This window comes from Candidatus Chlorohelix allophototropha (assembly GCF_030389965.1).
Classification (GTDB): domain Bacteria; phylum Chloroflexota; class Chloroflexia; order Chloroheliales; family Chloroheliaceae; genus Chlorohelix; species Chlorohelix allophototropha.
The window spans coordinates 1,940,965-1,957,161 of record NZ_CP128399.1; the positions used below are offsets into that span (position 1 = coordinate 1,940,965).

At 44.1% G+C, this 16,197-nt stretch carries 15 protein-coding genes; 9 read left to right on the forward strand and 6 right to left on the reverse strand.

What is annotated here, in order from left to right:
* The first annotated feature begins 29 nt into the window (after positions 1-29).
* From pruA to OZ401_RS08605, 6 genes are all read left to right on the forward strand, one after another.
* Positions 30-1,613 (forward strand): L-glutamate gamma-semialdehyde dehydrogenase, encoded by a 1,584-nt coding sequence (pruA, locus tag OZ401_RS08580; RefSeq protein WP_341467817.1) that lies wholly within the window; start codon positions 30-32, stop codon positions 1,611-1,613.
* A gap of 619 nt (positions 1,614-2,232) precedes the next feature.
* Positions 2,233-2,718, forward strand: a complete 486-nt coding sequence (locus tag OZ401_RS08585; protein WP_341467818.1) for a hypothetical protein — start codon at positions 2,233-2,235, stop codon at positions 2,716-2,718.
* A 17-nt stretch (positions 2,719-2,735) separates the two neighbouring features.
* Positions 2,736-3,881, forward strand: a complete 1,146-nt coding sequence (locus OZ401_RS08590; protein ID WP_341467819.1) for an FAD-dependent oxidoreductase — start codon at positions 2,736-2,738, stop codon at positions 3,879-3,881.
* Positions 3,882-4,171: 290 nt separating this feature from the next.
* On the forward strand, positions 4,172-4,723 hold the full coding sequence (locus OZ401_RS08595; RefSeq protein WP_341467820.1) for a carboxymuconolactone decarboxylase family protein: 552 nt from the start codon (positions 4,172-4,174) through the stop codon (positions 4,721-4,723).
* Positions 4,724-4,738: 15 nt separating this feature from the next.
* A complete protein-coding gene (locus OZ401_RS08600) occupies positions 4,739-5,545 on the forward strand; it encodes a mycofactocin-coupled SDR family oxidoreductase (RefSeq protein ID WP_341467821.1) in 807 nt (268 codons plus the stop codon).
* A 128-nt stretch (positions 5,546-5,673) separates the two neighbouring features.
* Positions 5,674-5,841 (forward strand): hypothetical protein, encoded by a 168-nt coding sequence (locus OZ401_RS08605; protein ID WP_341467822.1) that lies wholly within the window; start codon positions 5,674-5,676, stop codon positions 5,839-5,841.
* Positions 5,842-6,020: 179 nt separating this feature from the next.
* Here OZ401_RS08605 and OZ401_RS08610 read toward each other — a convergent pair whose 3' ends face one another.
* Both OZ401_RS08610 and OZ401_RS08615 read right to left on the reverse strand, forming a co-directional pair.
* A complete protein-coding gene (locus OZ401_RS08610; RefSeq protein ID WP_341467823.1) occupies positions 6,021-6,911 on the reverse strand; it encodes an SAM hydrolase/SAM-dependent halogenase family protein in 891 nt (296 codons plus the stop codon).
* 230 nt (positions 6,912-7,141) lie between these two features.
* Positions 7,142-7,486: a four-helix bundle copper-binding protein gene (locus OZ401_RS08615; RefSeq protein ID WP_341467824.1), complete on the reverse strand. Its 345-nt coding sequence runs from the start codon at positions 7,484-7,486 to the stop codon at positions 7,142-7,144.
* 765 nt (positions 7,487-8,251) lie between these two features.
* Here OZ401_RS08615 and OZ401_RS08620 point away from each other — a divergent pair.
* Positions 8,252-8,581 (forward strand): hypothetical protein, encoded by a 330-nt coding sequence (locus OZ401_RS08620; RefSeq protein WP_341467825.1) that lies wholly within the window; start codon positions 8,252-8,254, stop codon positions 8,579-8,581.
* Positions 8,582-8,833: 252 nt separating this feature from the next.
* Here the strand turns inward: OZ401_RS08620 and istB are convergent, their stop codons facing one another.
* The 4 genes from istB to OZ401_RS08640 all read right to left on the reverse strand — a co-directional run bounded on the left by istB (position 8,834) and on the right by OZ401_RS08640 (position 13,471).
* On the reverse strand, positions 8,834-9,631 hold the full coding sequence (istB, locus tag OZ401_RS08625; RefSeq protein WP_341467826.1) for an IS21-like element helper ATPase IstB: 798 nt from the start codon (positions 9,629-9,631) through the stop codon (positions 8,834-8,836).
* Positions 9,628-11,151, reverse strand: coding sequence for an IS21 family transposase (gene istA / locus OZ401_RS08630; protein WP_341467827.1), 1,524 nt, complete (start codon positions 11,149-11,151; stop codon positions 9,628-9,630). The genes istB and istA overlap by 4 nt, the downstream gene beginning before the upstream one ends.
* Before the next feature lie 489 nt (positions 11,152-11,640).
* On the reverse strand, positions 11,641-12,636 hold the full coding sequence (gene cysK, locus OZ401_RS08635) for a cysteine synthase A (RefSeq protein WP_341467828.1): 996 nt from the start codon (positions 12,634-12,636) through the stop codon (positions 11,641-11,643).
* Between the two features lie 64 nt (positions 12,637-12,700).
* Complete coding sequence (locus OZ401_RS08640) at positions 12,701-13,471, reverse strand: PIG-L deacetylase family protein (RefSeq protein WP_341467829.1); 771 nt, start codon at positions 13,469-13,471, stop codon at positions 12,701-12,703.
* A 413-nt stretch (positions 13,472-13,884) separates the two neighbouring features.
* Between OZ401_RS08640 and OZ401_RS08645 the strand changes: the two genes are divergently transcribed.
* Positions 13,885-14,049 carry a hypothetical protein gene (locus tag OZ401_RS08645; RefSeq protein ID WP_341467830.1) on the forward strand — a complete coding sequence of 55 codons (165 nt, stop codon included), beginning with the start codon at positions 13,885-13,887 and terminating at the stop codon, positions 14,047-14,049.
* 80 nt (positions 14,050-14,129) lie between these two features.
* Positions 14,130-16,034, forward strand: a complete 1,905-nt coding sequence (locus tag OZ401_RS08650) for a HEAT repeat domain-containing protein (RefSeq protein ID WP_341467831.1) — start codon at positions 14,130-14,132, stop codon at positions 16,032-16,034.
* Positions 16,035-16,197 lie beyond the last annotated feature (163 nt).

Below are 16,197 nucleotides of genomic sequence, written 5' to 3' on the forward strand. Positions count from 1 at the left end.
GCATATAAATAAAGAGGAGTACGGTGCATATGTTAGAAGTAGAACCTCGCAGTCCGGCTACCCCGGATTTTGTAAATCAACCTCTCACCGATTTTAGCAAACCCGAAAATGAACATGCTATACGTGCTGCTCTACAAGAGGTGGAGAGCAAGTTAGGTCACACTTACCCTTTGCTTGTGGGTGGCGAGAAAATTATTACCGAACGCAAAGGCAAGAGCCTGAATCCGTCCGACCCGGCTCAGGTAGTGGGCTATTTCTCGCAAGCCGATAAGGCACTAGCGAATAGGGCTATAGAAACGGCGCATACTACTTTTCAGACTTGGCAGTATGTTTCTGCGCAGGAACGGGCGGGATACGTTTTCAAAGCGGCAGCCATAATGGCGCAACGCCGCCATCTTTTTAGCGCATGGATGGTCTATGAAGCGGGCAAATCATGGGCTGAAGCCGATGCGGATACCGCCGAAGCGATTGATTTCATGGAATTCTACGCCCGTGAGGCATTACGCTATGGGGGTGAACAACCTCTTACTCACATCCCTACCGAGAAAAACGAGTTGCGCTATATCCCGTTGGGGGTTGGCGTAGCTATTCCGCCTTGGAACTTTCCTTTGGCGATTATGGTGGGTCTGACCGTTTCAGCATTTGTGTCAGGCAATACCGTTATATTGAAACCTGCCAGCGCCACGCCGATTATTGCCGCGCATTTTGTCGCTTTGCTGGAAGAGGTTGGTTTACCAGCCGGGGTAGTGAATTTCTTACCCGGTCCGGGTGGTGAGGTCGGCGATACGTTGGTAGCGCACCCTAAAACGCGCTTCATCAGCTTTACCGGCTCAATGGAAATCGGTTTGCGCATCAACCGTTTGGCAGCCGAACTAGCGCCCGGTCAGATTTGGATTAAGAGGGCAGTGCTGGAAATGGGCGGCAAGGATTGTGTTGTGGTAGATGAAACCGCTGACTTAGAGAAAGCCGCCGCTGCAATTGTCGCTTCTGCCTTTGGTTTTCAGGGTCAGAAATGCTCGGCTGGAAGTCGCGCTATTATTGTTGACTCAGTTTATGACACCGTTTTACGAATGGTAGTGGAACGTACCGCTAAATTGACTGTGGGTAAGCCTTACGAAAAGAATGTAGGCATGGGACCCGTTATAGACGAAGCTGCCTTTAATAAAATCAGCGAATATATCGAAATCGGTAAAGGAGAGAGCAAACTGGAGTTTGGCGGTGCTTTGGCAAAGGCCGCCTCAAACGGTGGCTATTTCCTACAACCCACTATTTTTAGCGAAGTGCCGGAAACTGCCCGCATTGCGCAAGAAGAGATTTTTGGTCCTGTACTGGCAGTGATACGCGCCCGTGATTTTGACCATGCGCTGGCGATTGCCAACGGTACTATCTACGGTTTAACCGGGGCGTTGTTCACAGGGGATAATAGCCGAATTGAACGTGCTAAGAATGAATTTCATGTGGGTAATTTGTACTTTAACCGGAAATGCACTGGGGCGCTGGTAGGGGTACATCCTTTTGGCGGCTTTAATATGAGCGGAACTGATAGTAAGGCTGGCGGTCGAGATTACCTAGCACTTTTTACTCAGGCAAAGTTAATCTCTGAGTTAATCTAAATCTGATACGATTTGGCGTTCGATTACAGTATTCAAGATAACAGGGCTGAAATGTTTGATTGGTCGTAGCATGCTGAGATTGCTACTTTCCAGTCTTTCACCAAGCCCTGTTATTGCTAATCAGCCATTGCAGAAAATAATAATACCTCGCTTGCTACCGTTCCACCTAGCTGTTTCACTTTCCAGTAATTGCGCACACAATAACTGTTGACATTGTTTATCAACTATGTTATATATATTAAAGCTCCTTTGAAGATAAAATACCGATCAATAAAAAGAGTTATTTATGCAAGCTATATTCAATGCCAAGTCCCGAAATGTGCATAGCACTCACGCGGAGGTTCGACAAACATTATGATTCTGATTGCTGCTGTCCGCTCAAAAGCATCTTTGTCACTGTTCCAAATGCCTATTGCCCTCATACGTGATTGCTTCTCCGGTCGTGTTTCTTTCCTCTGTTGTAACTGTTAGCTTTTTATTATTTATACCGTTCCTTCTGTTTAACTCAATAACGGTAAATATATACCTTTAATCAAAATCTGAGAAACCACTTTTAGTGCGATTTTTTCGAAAATGTACCGTGGTTGCTACATGCTTACTTTAGAGGAAGAGCAAACAAATGGAACTTTATCTCGAGATATTCTTTTCCCGAATAGGGGATGACAAACTACTATATCTCAAGCAACTTGTGGAAGTTCAAGATGGTGCAGCCAATCCCGACAAACTGGTCTATGAAGCTTTTAGCCGTAATTTTCCTGACCAAACCACCAGCCATGAAAATTTGCTGATTCATTCTACCAGTTGGCGGCATGAAGAACCGGGCAAATTTATTTTAACTTATCTGGTTTACTCGGACGAATTAAACCTGTCCCGCGGAGATGCGCAATTGATTCCTCTACAAGAGTTGCGCGTAGCTAGGGGGTCGGATTCACGCACCCCGCGCCCGACTGTTATTAAGGAAAGTAATGTAGTCTCGCACGGCTTCCGACACTTAAGTTTTCTGGCTAAGAACGACCCGGTAATAAAAAAAGTATTGGGTACAAACAAGGCTACTTTACAAGCGGTGGAAAGCATGTCAATGGGACTGTCAGGTTCTTTTAACTGAGAGGATAATTCCGAATTATGCGCAATAAATCTTATGATGTGATCGTGTTAGGGCTAGACCCGGTGGGCAGCGCCACCGTTTACGAGTTGGCGAAGCGGGGCTTGAAAGTGCTTGGTTTGGAAAACCCCTCTTCTAGAAAAGAAGCCGGAAATACCACTCGGATAATTCGCGAAAGTTATCATGAAGTTCCGGGCAGTGTGAAAATGACCCACCACGCTATCCAACTTTGGCGGCAACTTGAAGCGGAATCTGGCATACCACTGTTGCGTATTACGGGTGGTTTGGTAATCGGCGCACCCGATAGCTTGCTAATACGGGGGAGTTTGCAAACCGCCCACCGTCACAATTTGCTAACGGATTATATTTTACCTTCGGAACTCTCCAGTTCCTTCCCACAGTTTAGCTTGGATGATCGTTTCAGCGTTATTTTCGAGCCAAACAGTGGAGTCTTATTTGCCAATTCGGCTATAGCTGCCTATCTTCAGGTCGCCTCGCGGCATGGGGCACAAATAAAAAATACGGAAACAGTAACACAATGGTACAAAGCCCATGACCACCTTATAGTTGAAACTACCCAGGGTCTTTACCGTGCCAGCCAAATGGTTATCAGCGGAGAGAGTTGGGTGAGACGACCTGCTCCCAGACAAGAAAAACCGCAAAAGTTGCAACGGAGAATCAGTTTGCAACTTCAGCCTGCACAATCGGGCGATTTCATACCGGAGAAGTTTCCGGTTTTTACCCTTGAAGTACCCGAAGGTCGCTTTGAAGGTTTCCCCTTATTACCGGGGCAAGGTCTTAAAATTGAACTGTATGAAATTTTGGAGGCAGAGGAAAGAGAAATTAATCAGGTTTCAAAAATCAAGAATTATATAGATAGAGTAGAAGCAAGCATAGCGCAATATTTGCCGGGTGCTTTTGCAAATCTAGACAGTTCCCCAATAACCACCTACATGGTACGACCTTATAAGCGCAGCTTATTGGAACGGCATCCTGTCAATACTCGCATAATTCATGCTACTGGTTTATCCGAGCAAGATTTCGGGATAGCAAGTATGTTGGGTGAAGGGCTGGCGGAAATGGTAACAGAAGTATTTACACCTTACTCTAGCGAAGTTAAGCAACTGTTTTCCAGCGACTTTGTACCGCAGATGCCATGTGTATAACTTAGCTATAGCGTCAGCTATTTATTGGTACTGATTAGATGACGCTAAATTAGAAAATACCCGTACCAACAATATATTCTCTTTTCCATCCTCCTTATCAGATAACTGACCGGTATTTCTCAAAATTACTCGGTCAGTTATATTTTTGAAGAAAATTTGGCTTAAAACAGATATATGATTAAATTGACAAACTAAATCAAGATATGTTAATTTGATGCTATACAAATATGGGTCAGTCCATTCAATGCTTTACCCATATTCCGTTTTTAGAATAAAAGGAGGTGCTTCTGATGCCAAGAATCAAAGCTTTAGAATATGAAGAAACCGAGCCGGCAGTACAAACTGAATACGAACACCAGATACAGGCGAATGGTCGTATGACCAATATGAAGCGTACTTTGGCGCATTCTTATCCGGCTCTCCACGCCCTGCTAGAATGGTATCCTTTGCATGACGCGGTTCTACCGTTTTTGGGAGAGCGTGCCGTTGATCTGTTTACCCACGCTATCTCTGCCCAAACCGATTGCCTGATTTGCTCTATCTATTTTCGCCGTGTGCTGATTAACGCAGGCGAGAATCCGGATGATTTAAAACTGGATGAGCGCGAAGGAGTACTGGTGGAATTTGGTCGCCAACTGGCAGCCGACTCGAATCAGATTTCGGATGAGCTATTTGCCAAGCTTGAGCAATATTTTACTCCTAAACAGATTGTTGAATTAACCGCGTTCGGGGTATTGATGCTTGCCACAAATGTGTTCAATAACACGCTGAAGGTTGAATTAGACGACTACCTCGAACCTTATCGGAAAACTACTACTCAACCACAGGTAACTTTGAAATAAGAAGGATGAAGCCTAATGTCACAAGAATTTGCCGGGCAAGTCGCCTTTATCACCGGAGCGGCACACGGGCAAGGTCGGGCTACGGCACTGGCGTTGGCAAAAGAGGGCGCTAAGATTGTTGCCTTTGACGTTGCACGCCAATTAGAGTATCCCGGTTATAAGCTAGGGGAACTCTCTGACCTAGAATCGCTCCAACTTGAAATAAAGGAGCTTGGCGGCGAAAGTTTAATATATGTGGGCGATGTACGCGATGATAAAGCTATAAGCGCGGCAGTAGAAGGTACTTTGGCACAATTTGACCGGATAGATATTTTGTTTAACAACGCGGGAATATGCTTTTATGGTCTGGCGCACGAACTTACCGAAGAAGCTTGGGACACGATGCTGGATATAAATCTGAAAGGGGCATGGCTGGTAGCCCGTCGAATAATTCCGGTTCTGATAAAGCAGCAATCCGGCGTGATTATCAATAATTCCTCAATTGCAGGTTTGCGAGGGCTAGGTCGTTTAAGTCATTACACTGCTTCAAAGTGGGGCTTAACCGGGTTGACCAAAGCTTGGGCAATCGAGCTTGCCCCACACGGCATACGGGTAAACTCTATCCATCCTACCGGTGTCAATACCCCGATGAACGATGGGCTGGCAGCTTTAGAAGGCACTACGACACAGGAAATAGCCGAGCGTTCGGCAGGAAACCTATTGCCTGTGCCGTGGATAGAACCGGAAGATGTGGCGCAAGCGGTGTTATATTTGGCTTCTCCGAGAGCTAGATATATAACGGGCGCTCAATTTGTATTGGATGCCGGGTTGTTAACCCGCTAGACCTGAAACCACCGACTAACCTCAGAGTAAATCCTATGCTTTTGCTGCTGAGGTTTGTCGGGGCAAATTGAAAAAAGAGAAAAGTTAGCGCTCATTTGTAATGGCGCAACCTATTTTGCGAGGTGCTTATGGAATTTAACGAATTAGTACAGGTAGGTGAATGGCTGGAACTACGGCATGTAGTTAATAAATCTGAGCATAAGAATTACATTGTGGTTGCACGCTTTAGTAAAACAGTGGCTACTCTGAGTGATATTCATATTGTAGCCCGGTTACTGGGATATCCTCTAGGCTAATCAGACCGGGTTTTCCTCTTTTCTGATATTGGTCAATTTCGGTTTGAGTATATTCAGAGAACTTGAGTCAAGCCCAATAGGAGGGCAGGCGCTTTTAATAGCGCAAGGCTTAAATTTTTTATTCCCGAACTATGGGGGTTTGGCTGGCTACTTTGCCAGCGCACCCATCTCAACTTCTTTCAGATTTCTACCACGAAAGGAGTTCCAATTTCAACTTGCGGTCGTCTGTACATAACCCTAACCGAGGCTTGATCCTGAGTTGGGTTGCCAACATCAAAAGCGGCATAGCCATTTACACGTGCCAATTCCAGAAAATCACTGCTACCAAAGAGGGTTATTAGTTCATTGGGTGAGCCATCCCCGTAGTTTGCTTTAATACCATTGGTTTCTAGCCGAACTTTTCGGTTTGTAGTAGGTGAGTAGTATTCTACGTGAACCCGTAGATTGCGTCGCTCACTTTCGGTAAGCTGGTCAAATTGGCGGCGATGGATGTTGCTGATGATATTTCCAAAATGGTCTATATGCAATACTCGTCCCTGCAATACCTTTTTCTTCCCGATCTGTTCCCACTGCGGCCAGAGATCCTCAAATGATACTACTTCTCCCACATCAAGTAAGGGCCCAACTTTTTCAAAAGGTTCTCCCTTAGACAGGTGTGCAGCTACAGGCGCGTAAATATCCCGCCCAAAAAAGGTGTTGCTAACAAATTGGCGGTGGAAAGCTTGATTGAGAGGTTCACGCACACTGATATTCGGGTAAGTGTCAATGATGTAGGAGAAAAGACCATTATCCGGTCCTATAAAAATTCCTACTTCCGGTACCTTCAGACAAATGGTTCGGCGGTCGGTACTTACACCGGGGTCAACTACTGCGACATGGATGGAGTTGGGCGGAAAGTGATAATGGGCATTATATAATACAAAAGCACCCTGCAAAACATTCTGAGGTTCTATTTGATGCGAAATATCCACCAGCAAAGCGGCGGGGTTTATAGTGTTAATAACCCCTTTCATCATACCGATATAGCCGTCTTGCTCTCCAAAATCTGTGGTAAGGGTAACAATTGTCATAACGCCTCGATTCTCTAATGAATGAAAAACCCTACATTGATTGATATTGGGATAAATATAACTTAGTTTATCTAGATTATCAAGTCAAGTATCTTGGGTCGATAAAAAAACAGCGACCTTTTCCTGAGAGACGGTGAAATCCGGTTCTCGAAATAATCGCTGTAAAAGTATTTCCAACTATTAAAGTTTTTGGCTTGGCACAAAACAGGACTCCAAGCCCCAATCTAAACTTAAGCCATCATCATCTGGCAGGAAGCGGCACATTCCCGCAGCATTTTGGCACAAGCCATCATCTGCGCATCTTCCGCAAACTTCTCGCACTCCATCGCGCAGCGCATGCACATTTCGGCGCACAGCGCGCACACTTCCTTGCACATATCCGAACCATTAACCATAAAATTATTGCAGGTCTGACACATCATGGCGCAATCTTGCATCATCCGCATGCAATTGCCTTCCATAAATTTGTCGCCCATCATCATGCAGTAGGTCATGGTTTGCATACACATCCGATGGCAAGCCATACAATCGTCCATACATTTTTGCATCTCAGTAGTCATTGTTACCATCATCATCGCAGTTCTCCTTCAGTTAATTGATCTGCCCACGCTACTTTAGGACAGCACTTTAATTAATAAAGATTTCGAACCAACCCGGGCTTTTCCGATTAATGGTAATTAAAAAAGGTTCGACCCGGTAGGAAATAAGCCTCCGGTCGAACCTCCAGATGTCCGGTCAGTTCAACAAATTAGGGACAGAGCCATTCAAACAAAAACCTGAAAGGAAAAAGCCAAGTGCTTTTGAAAAGAGATTCAGAAATTTGAACAGAAAACCTCTTTACAAAAGATTTGAACAATGATATACTTGAGTAGTCAGCTAAAGGATATCAAGATTAAATCCAAAATTACACAATCAGGTTATTAAGGCTCTAGAATGAAACTGGGTTATGGGTAGATAAAAGACGGCAATCTTAAACTCTAACCTAAAACCCAAGAAAATATAAGTTACTAAAGATCACATTGGGAGAAAACCTAGATGTGATCTTTTTGACGTTAAAATAAATATATCAGAATAGTTTGAGCCTGTCAATAGAAAACAAAGATGACTAAAAGAGAAAATGCGGTTGTTTTTGTGTAAATTATTCCAACAATAGGCGCTACAATTTTTGATATTTTGTTTAACATTTCGATTCGAAAAGTTGTGAAAAATCCCTCTACTCTTTTTGAATAACTCCTCTACAAGTAAATTGCTGAATCCATAATAATTACTCTTGACATTGTTGATAAACTAAGTTATCTTATTACTGAGAGAAATTATTATTACAGCAAAAGAGGGAAAGCATGAAAGACACAAAAAAACTTTTATTCCGTTTTAATCCTGATGCACCATTGCGCCAAACCGTAAACTTTATTCGAGCGCAGGTTGCTGGTCAGGGCACCGAAAAGAGTTTTGCTCTGACCGCTTTGGAGACCAGAAAGAGCTTTGATGAGTCTGGTTATGGGTTAATGCTGCCGCTAAATATCATTACCAATTCCAACGATACTAGCGCTGTGATACCAGCTTTGGTTTATCTGGATGGTAGCGGTTACAGTGAGCGCACCTTAAATCAATTGCTAGAATCTATCGGCTTACCAGAGGTTAGAGAATTGGTTGAGTACAGCCTAGACTAATTTAGATTTACTTCCTCACAAAACATAGAAGACTTGACAGCTACACTTTTACTGAAATGATTTGCGCTCTAGTGTAGATTGCGGTTGTCAAGACCTAATATTCCGGGCTAAAAATGCATCTGAATTTAACCCACTTTTTTAAGAAAAAGCTCCAGGCAGTGGCCTGTCGCACGCTGGCGTTCGCACAAAAGCCAAGCTTTTGCGCTCAACCAGCTCTTATTAGGCTGAAATAATCTTAGCCTCTTGAAATCTTTAAGAACCAGTTCCCGCTTCCGGTTTCTTTTCTTCTGGTGGAAGTTGCCGACGCTCTAAGCCGTAACTCTCCTTTCCTAAAGTGCGGTAACTGCTACCTCTTAAATAAAAAACTTCTCCGTGATGCAATAAACGGTCAATAATCGCCACCATCAAGGCAGTATCACCACCCTCGATCAGTTCGCCCCAGTTAGAAAGGCTTTTGTTACTGGTAATGATCGTAGCACCTCTGAGGTAACGTCCGCTGATCAGCTCATATAAGGCCGGACCTACACGTGCGTCCATCGGTAAATAGCCCAGTTCGTCTAATACCAACACCTGACATTTCAAAAGCGGCTCTAAAATCCTGGCTATTTCCTGGCGAGTGCTAGCCGCAATCACTTGGTTCGCCAGTTGTTGAGCCGTAATGAACTTTACGGTGTAACCCAACTGCACCATCTTAATTCCGGCTGCAATCGAAAGATGGGTTTTCCCAAGCCCACTTGCCCCGATTAGGAGTAAATTCCCAGCTTTTTCTACAAAACTGCTGTCGAAATAGCGTAAAATCACGCTGCGCTTCAGTTCCGGGTGGCGACTGAAATCGAATTGTTCCAGGCTGGCTTCAAAAGGGAAACTGGCTGAGTGCAAACGCTTTTTGAGTTGGTTCTCCTGACGAGATAGCAACTCTTCGCTTAACAATTCTTCTAAAAACTCCCCGTAATCCATTCCGGTTTCGCGTGCCCGTTCAATCCAATCGCTGTATACCTGTTTTACCCTGCCCAGTTTTAGGCTGGTGAGTTTATGTTCCAGACTATTCATCCCACCGCCCTTTCTATTTCATTTTCCTCAGGTATGGCCGAAAAACGGTTGGCCACCAGTGGTTCGTATTCACTGAGTAGCCGTTCCACCGCTGGTTGAGTGGGCTTGAGGGTAGCGGCATTACTGCCTGAACCCGCTGGCTTGAGTAATAAACCCTTGAGATATTCCGCCCCGTAAAGCTGTTGTTCCGTTGCCAATTCCACCGCCGCCTGGAATTCTTCCAGCCCTACCTGCTGGGCCAGCGCGTATAGTTGGTGGATTTGTTCACTCATGGTGGCTCTTTGCCGTCGACAGATTACCGCCACATACTGGTACACTTGCGGTCCTAAATTTAACAACCAATCCCGCCACACCATGGTTCTGGCTCTGGGTTTGATCTCAAAAGCTTGGGTGTAATGTTCCGGTATTACTAAGCGGCGGTTTCGGGAATAACAACGGGGGTGCTGTGCCACCAGTTCCGTACCCCGCCATAACTTCAGCCATTCCCGATGTATCCGGGCTGTCAGGGTTTGTCCCATTAGTTCCGCCGGTACGCTATATTTGTTGGTCTCAAAAATGACTACCCCTTCCCGGTTTACCACCAGGCTGGTAAATAAACCGTAATCCCGGGCACTAGCAGGCAATGGGCTGAAGTGTTTACGCTCTATTTCCAGTAAGCTACCCGGAATTTCCCCGGTCGCTGCGCATGTACGCTCGTAATTCACTACCCCTAACCATTCTTCCAACTGCCTTACCAGATCCGCCGCATCGTAGAATGTACGACCAGCTAGAAAATTGTTTTTGGTATACTTTACCAAATTTTCTACGGCACCTTTCTGGTTTCCGCTGGCCGGGGCACAGGCTTCCGGGTGAAACTCGAATTCTAGTGCCAGTTTCTGCCACACCGGATGCCACACTGGTTGGTTCTTTTCATCTCGCCTCAGTACCACCGTCTTCATATTATCCGTGGTAATTACCCACGGTACTCCCCCCATCCGGTTGAGGGCTTCCACCAGGCAGCGCACCAGCGTTTCTTCGGCCATATCTTTCTGAAAGCTCACATACATAAAACGCGAGTATTTCAGCCGGGCACAGAAAAAGTAGAAGGTTTGGGGTACACTATCTTGTTTACTGAACAGCACTCCCCGAATTTCACCCCAGTCTATTTGCAAAAACTCTCCAGGTAAGCCCTCAAAACGTATCTGTACCTGATGAGCCTGGTTCTCTCTGGCTTTTTTGAGCTTGCGCACATAGTCATAGAAGGCGGTGGGTCTGCCACAGTAGGGCTGTTTGGGATCTTCCCACGCTAGTTCCAGCATTCTTTTCACTTGTAGTTTTTGTTCTAGCCAGCCTTCAATCTGTTCTTTGAAGACTGCCACACTACTTTCACGATTGGGGCGGGTTTGTACCTTGTCGCTAGGTTCATTTAGCACTCTTTTTACGGTACGGGCATCATGTTGCACTTTGCCCGCAATTACGTTGTAGTTGTCCCCTCGTTTCCGGTGGTACTTTATTGCGCTTCTGGCCATAACTTCTAACATCTCCTTCTCGTAGCTCCTCTCTTCTCACCCTTCTTGCCAATAGTGTTGCTAGAACAACTATTCTACAAAATTGGTCTTCTAAGAGAAACCCAAAACGGCATTTTTATCCCGGAATCCTTTTCCTTTCCTTCCCGTATTCTACATCTACTAACTGAAACCCCCTGTTGAAAGTCAGCAGGGGCTTAACGGCGAATGTTTCCCCCCTTCGTTAAATTTTATAGAATCTATAAACAACGAAACCTGTGAATAACTGTAATGGGAATTTTATGCAAAAAAGCAAACAAGGCTATTAACACCGCATGGATAACACTATCATAAAATCTCCTCCCATAGCAAAAATAATAGGGCTTTCGCTTTTAGGCAAGGGGCTTGAGCAAAATCTAGGCTCATTTTTATTTTTCCAAGCGAAGGCCCTAAATAAAAAAAGTTAGGTTTGTTCCCTTTGTGTATGTAGGAAACAAACCTAACTTCCAGAATAAAGATTTTAGGCTAAACCTGAAGCCCTTCCCGAATATCGGCAAATAAAAGCGTACTCAGATAGCGCTCGCCGGTGTCTGGAAAGATCACTACAATATTTTTACCCGCGTTTTCCGGTCGCTTCGCCACCTGTATAGCCGCCCAAGCCGCTGCTCCACCGCTGATACCAATTAACAAACCTTCCTGCAAGGTAATGGCTCTGGCTGTGGCTATCGCATCATCATTCGACACTTGTACAATCTCATCTATCAGCCCTAATTCCAGCACATCTGGCACAAAACCCGCTCCAATACCTTGAATTTTGTGAGGAGAAGGCTTGCCACCGCTCAAAACTGGGCTGGCAGATGGCTCAACCGCTATCGCTTGCAAACTGGGTTTGGCTTCTTTAAGCACTTGGGCTAGCCCCGTGATAGTACCACCTGTGCCTACTCCACCGATCACAATATCCACCTGCCCGTCCGTGTCATCCCAAATTTCTAGAGCGGTAGTGTTGCGGTGGATTTCAGGGTTTGCAGGGTTTTTGAATTGTTGGGGAGTCCAAGCGTTAGGAGTGCTTTCCAATAATTCGGCTGCCTTGCGAATTGCGCCGGGCATACCTTCCGCGCCGGGGGTGAGTACCAACTCTGCTCCGTAAGCCTTGAGTAAAATGCGCCGCTCGATGCTCATTGTTTCAGGCATAGCCAGAATGAGTTTGTAACCTTTTACTGCTGCAACCCAAGCCAGCGCAATACCGGTGTTACCGCTGGTAGGTTCGATGATAATGGTGTCCTTATTCAGCACTCCCCGACGCTCGGCATCTTCAATCATCGCCACACCTATGCGGCACTTTACGCTGAAACCGGGATTAAAAGCCTCTAGTTTGGCATAAACATTTGCAACTGCTTCTTCGGTCACCTTGTTGAGACGCACAAGGGGGGTATTTCCCAGCAGTTCGATCGCATCTTGGGCAATTTTCGGTCGGCGTTTGCGCCGCTCTACCAAATTATCAGTTGCCTCAGTTGTACTCATTCTCGGTCTCCTTCTTACAATTCAACAAAATTAGTTTTATATATTAGTACGATACTGACATAAACTAAGCCACCGCTTCGATTTCCTCTACCTCAAGCACCTGCAAGAGATCGTTTGCCGCCTGAGGGAGTAGCGAAGGAAGCCATTGTTTTCCCGCCACTCGCGCCAGTCGAAAGTATTCATACTCTCCTAACAATTGCAGATCAGCTTGATTTAAACTCGCAAAACTACCCACTTGGGTGCGATGGCACGTTAGGGCTTCCCATTTACAACGATTGGTCTGGTGTATATCTATCCTGAAAGGTAACTTTTCATCGGGAAGTCCCACCAGTTCCAACATGACATTTTCCAGCTTTCCTTCCATACGATTGCTCAGCCGCTCAACTGTGCTATGGCGTAACCCAGCATAGAAAAGGGCAGCCCCACGATGGGCGGCTCGATTAAAAGCTAAGGTAGTAGCCTTGCTGGTAGCGATATGGTCTGGATGCCCCGTCAAACCGTCCGGTCCAAAAGTCAGGACAATTTCAGGCTGGTGGCTTTGGAGAAACGGTGCAATAACCCCAGCTAGTTTGGTAACGCTCAATTCGGACAATTTCCCATCGGGTAAATTTTGCACCGGTAAAAGCTCCACTCCTAGCATCCGGCAAGCTTGCTCAAGTTCCAGACGGCGGAGCGATGTAATTGAACTGGATTCGGAAAGGTGCGAAAGCGCGTTTTCTCCACGATCGCCTCCGGTAAGGCACAGCACCAAAACCTTATGACCATACCGGGCATAATGCGCCAAGGTTCCACCCAAAAGAAAAGTCTCATCATCGGGATGAGCGAGTACTGCCAAAATTCTGGCTCTACTCTGAAGATTATCTTGTCTTTTTATTGCACCCATAAAACTAATAACCTCAATAGTTTGATTAAGCCGGAAGGTAATACGAGTATACGTATCAACATACTCATCTATGTTTATCCAGAATAGCTTAGGTAAGTAAGTTTGTCAAGAAGGTAAACATAATTAGATGGGGCTAATGTGCTGTAGAAAATAAACCCAACAATTGTTGGCATAGTAACGAAAGCGAGTTGTAATTAGTTCATCACCGGAGCAATGCAATAAGTGCAAGGTTGTGTTGCATATAAATGTGCCAATTTGGGCTGCACCCAGCATGCCCAGAAATCAAGAAAAAAGACCATCCATTCGTTGGATGGTCTTTATCTTTTTATATCTCGGTTCTAGCTATAGATGTTCAGAAAAGGTTTTTGAAAAATAAGGCATTGATCAAGTCCAGCACTTGCACCGTATTTACCCATAAATGCTTTTTGGAAGGCTTACGGGGGACGGGGGTGTTAGCTCAAAATGAGCTTGACATTGTGGGCAAACCATTTCGGCAGTTGGTATGGTTTGTGGCAAGCTTTCTGTTTTAAGGCTCAAATTATTGTTATAATTCATAACGCTCCTTTTGTGTTTTGGTTTGGTCACTTAAACTTTAACACAAAGGAGCTATTTGTTAACATGTCAGCCTATTTATGAAAGGCTCACAGTCCTTATCAATCAGTCCGTGGTGGCGGTCATTCAGCCGCATATCTATCATGGTAATTTTATGCAAGAGATAAATTTGTATCTGCAAATCTTAAATAACTTGACTGATCAAAAGCGCTTTTTGGCGGAATCCCTACTCGCTAGACTTGCGCTACATTTAACACAAAATTCGCAAAATGAGAAAACGAGGAAGCAACTTTGGATTGAATACACTTATTTGCCAGATGCAATTGAGAAGAATAATTTTAGTTTCCTTGATTATTTAACTGATTCTAACCCAACTTTAACATTTGAGCGAAGCATTGAACAGGTTGGAGAAGTATTTGGTTGGGCGTTAGAGTCTGGTTTTTTAGATAGTACTGAGCGTCTGCTTTTCTTCTCAAACCCTAGGCTCCAATATTATTTCTGTGCATTAGGATGTTACCAGTTGCAGATAGATCCAACTAAATTAAGAATAGATGGGGAGTCAGCTAAAGTGTTGGAATATTGGCAATACATTGACCCAACTCTTCAAGAAAAAGTTATAAATACATTAAAACAAACCAAGGACAAACATTTTTATATAGCAGTTAATATTTTGGGAGCTTTACTAAGTCATAAGATAGATAAAAATATTATGAGTCTTATAACAGATAGAACTATGTTAGGAGAGATTAGATCAGAATTAATTAAAAGCTTTTTTTGGATTAACCCTGATACAACGTGGATAGAAGAACTCTTTATAATTTTGAGTGACGTTTCTGAACATAAATGGACTCGACAGTCTGCTGCAATTGCTATTGGAAAATCTAAAAGCCAATCCAGTGATCGGCTGATTAATTTGTATTATGGTAGTCAAGATCCTTTTACTCGTCAATTAGCAATAATTGGACTTGGTCAAATACTTTTACCTGGAACAGTCGAGGTATTCTGCTCAGCGTTAAACGACTCTGATCAAAAGGTTAGAGAGAAAGCTGCTAGTTTTCTATATCAGCTCAACTCAGGTAACAAAAAAGCCTGGTATTGGGACAAGTTGCTGAAATTTATAGACGACTCAAACAAATATGTGAGAATTGGTATTGTAGCAGCGCTGACAACAATCTTTCCTGAAGAAAGCGTTGATTTATTGGGCAGTAGATTAATAAATGAACCTGGGGGATTTATAAACAGCTGTATAGTAACACACTTAAGAGTGCAAAAAGCGATTCCCTATCTGATAAAAGCATTAGATGATCCAGAGAAAGAACCTGTAGCTGTTGAAGCCGCCTATTCATTGCAATTAATTGGCGATAAGCAGGCTATTCCAACCCTATATCGCAAATTAAAGGATAAAAATGAAGATCATATTTTAAGATCTGCTTGTGCATCTGCTTTAATTGTTTATAAGGATGAACAATTACCATCTGTATTACTTGCCATTGCCAGGAAAGAAGGATACTCGCAATGGTGGTTTGAACTACTAGAAGCAATAGAGGAATATCAGCTTCCCCAATTTCCGCGTGAACTAATTGTAGAAATGAGAAGTTTAGGTTATTACGAATTAGAGAAAGCCTGTGAGGTATGGGGGTCTTTGCAACTTCCTGAAAGTGAGGAGTACTTTATTTTGTTATTAAATGAGGGAAGTGAAGCAGAGAAGAATGCAGCATTAGTGGGACTGGGAGCTACAAGAAGAAAAGAGTATTTTGAGATGTTAAAAAATAAGTATCAAAGCGGTAATACTTCTACTCGAATAGCGGCAGTAAAAGCTTTGAAGTTGCTGGGTGGTGATGAAGCTAAAAATTTACTAGAGTGGATAAAACTGAATGATATAGGAGAAAAAGTTCGAGGTGATCAAATCAGATATTATGCCACTGCAGCATTAGAAGAATTAAATGCTGAAGGTAGAACTTAACCTGATATTCTAAACCACAATAGTTTAGACCTGATCTGACAACTTCTACTTGACTGACATGCCTGAGCAAATCGGCTTGATTGATCAGGTGTGCGGTTTCTTTCAGCAAGTCCAACCGCTTCTGATTAACCGATGCTTGCAATCCTGAAAGTCGCCTATATGG

Excerpts from the sequence above, each read along its gene's own strand:
- OZ401_RS08605 (WP_341467822.1), top strand. The coding sequence starts at position 5,674 with ATGGAATTTAACGAATTAGTACAGGTAGGTGAATGGCTGGAACTACGG.
- OZ401_RS08610 (WP_341467823.1), bottom strand. The coding sequence starts at position 6,911 with ATGACAATTGTTACCCTTACCACAGATTTTGGAGAGCAAGACGGCTAT.
- OZ401_RS08595 (WP_341467820.1), top strand. The coding sequence starts at position 4,172 with ATGCCAAGAATCAAAGCTTTAGAATATGAAGAAACCGAGCCGGCAGTA.
- OZ401_RS08590 (WP_341467819.1), top strand. The coding sequence starts at position 2,736 with ATGCGCAATAAATCTTATGATGTGATCGTGTTAGGGCTAGACCCGGTG.
- OZ401_RS08615 (WP_341467824.1), bottom strand. The coding sequence starts at position 7,486 with ATGATGATGGTAACAATGACTACTGAGATGCAAAAATGTATGGACGAT.
- pruA (WP_341467817.1), top strand. The coding sequence starts at position 30 with ATGTTAGAAGTAGAACCTCGCAGTCCGGCTACCCCGGATTTTGTAAAT.
- istB (WP_341467826.1), bottom strand. The coding sequence starts at position 9,631 with ATGAATAGTCTGGAACATAAACTCACCAGCCTAAAACTGGGCAGGGTA.
- istA (WP_341467827.1), bottom strand. The coding sequence starts at position 11,151 with ATGTTAGAAGTTATGGCCAGAAGCGCAATAAAGTACCACCGGAAACGA.
- OZ401_RS08620 (WP_341467825.1), top strand. The coding sequence starts at position 8,252 with ATGAAAGACACAAAAAAACTTTTATTCCGTTTTAATCCTGATGCACCA.
- cysK (WP_341467828.1), bottom strand. The coding sequence starts at position 12,636 with ATGAGTACAACTGAGGCAACTGATAATTTGGTAGAGCGGCGCAAACGC.
- OZ401_RS08600 (WP_341467821.1), top strand. The coding sequence starts at position 4,739 with ATGTCACAAGAATTTGCCGGGCAAGTCGCCTTTATCACCGGAGCGGCA.
- OZ401_RS08585 (WP_341467818.1), top strand. The coding sequence starts at position 2,233 with ATGGAACTTTATCTCGAGATATTCTTTTCCCGAATAGGGGATGACAAA.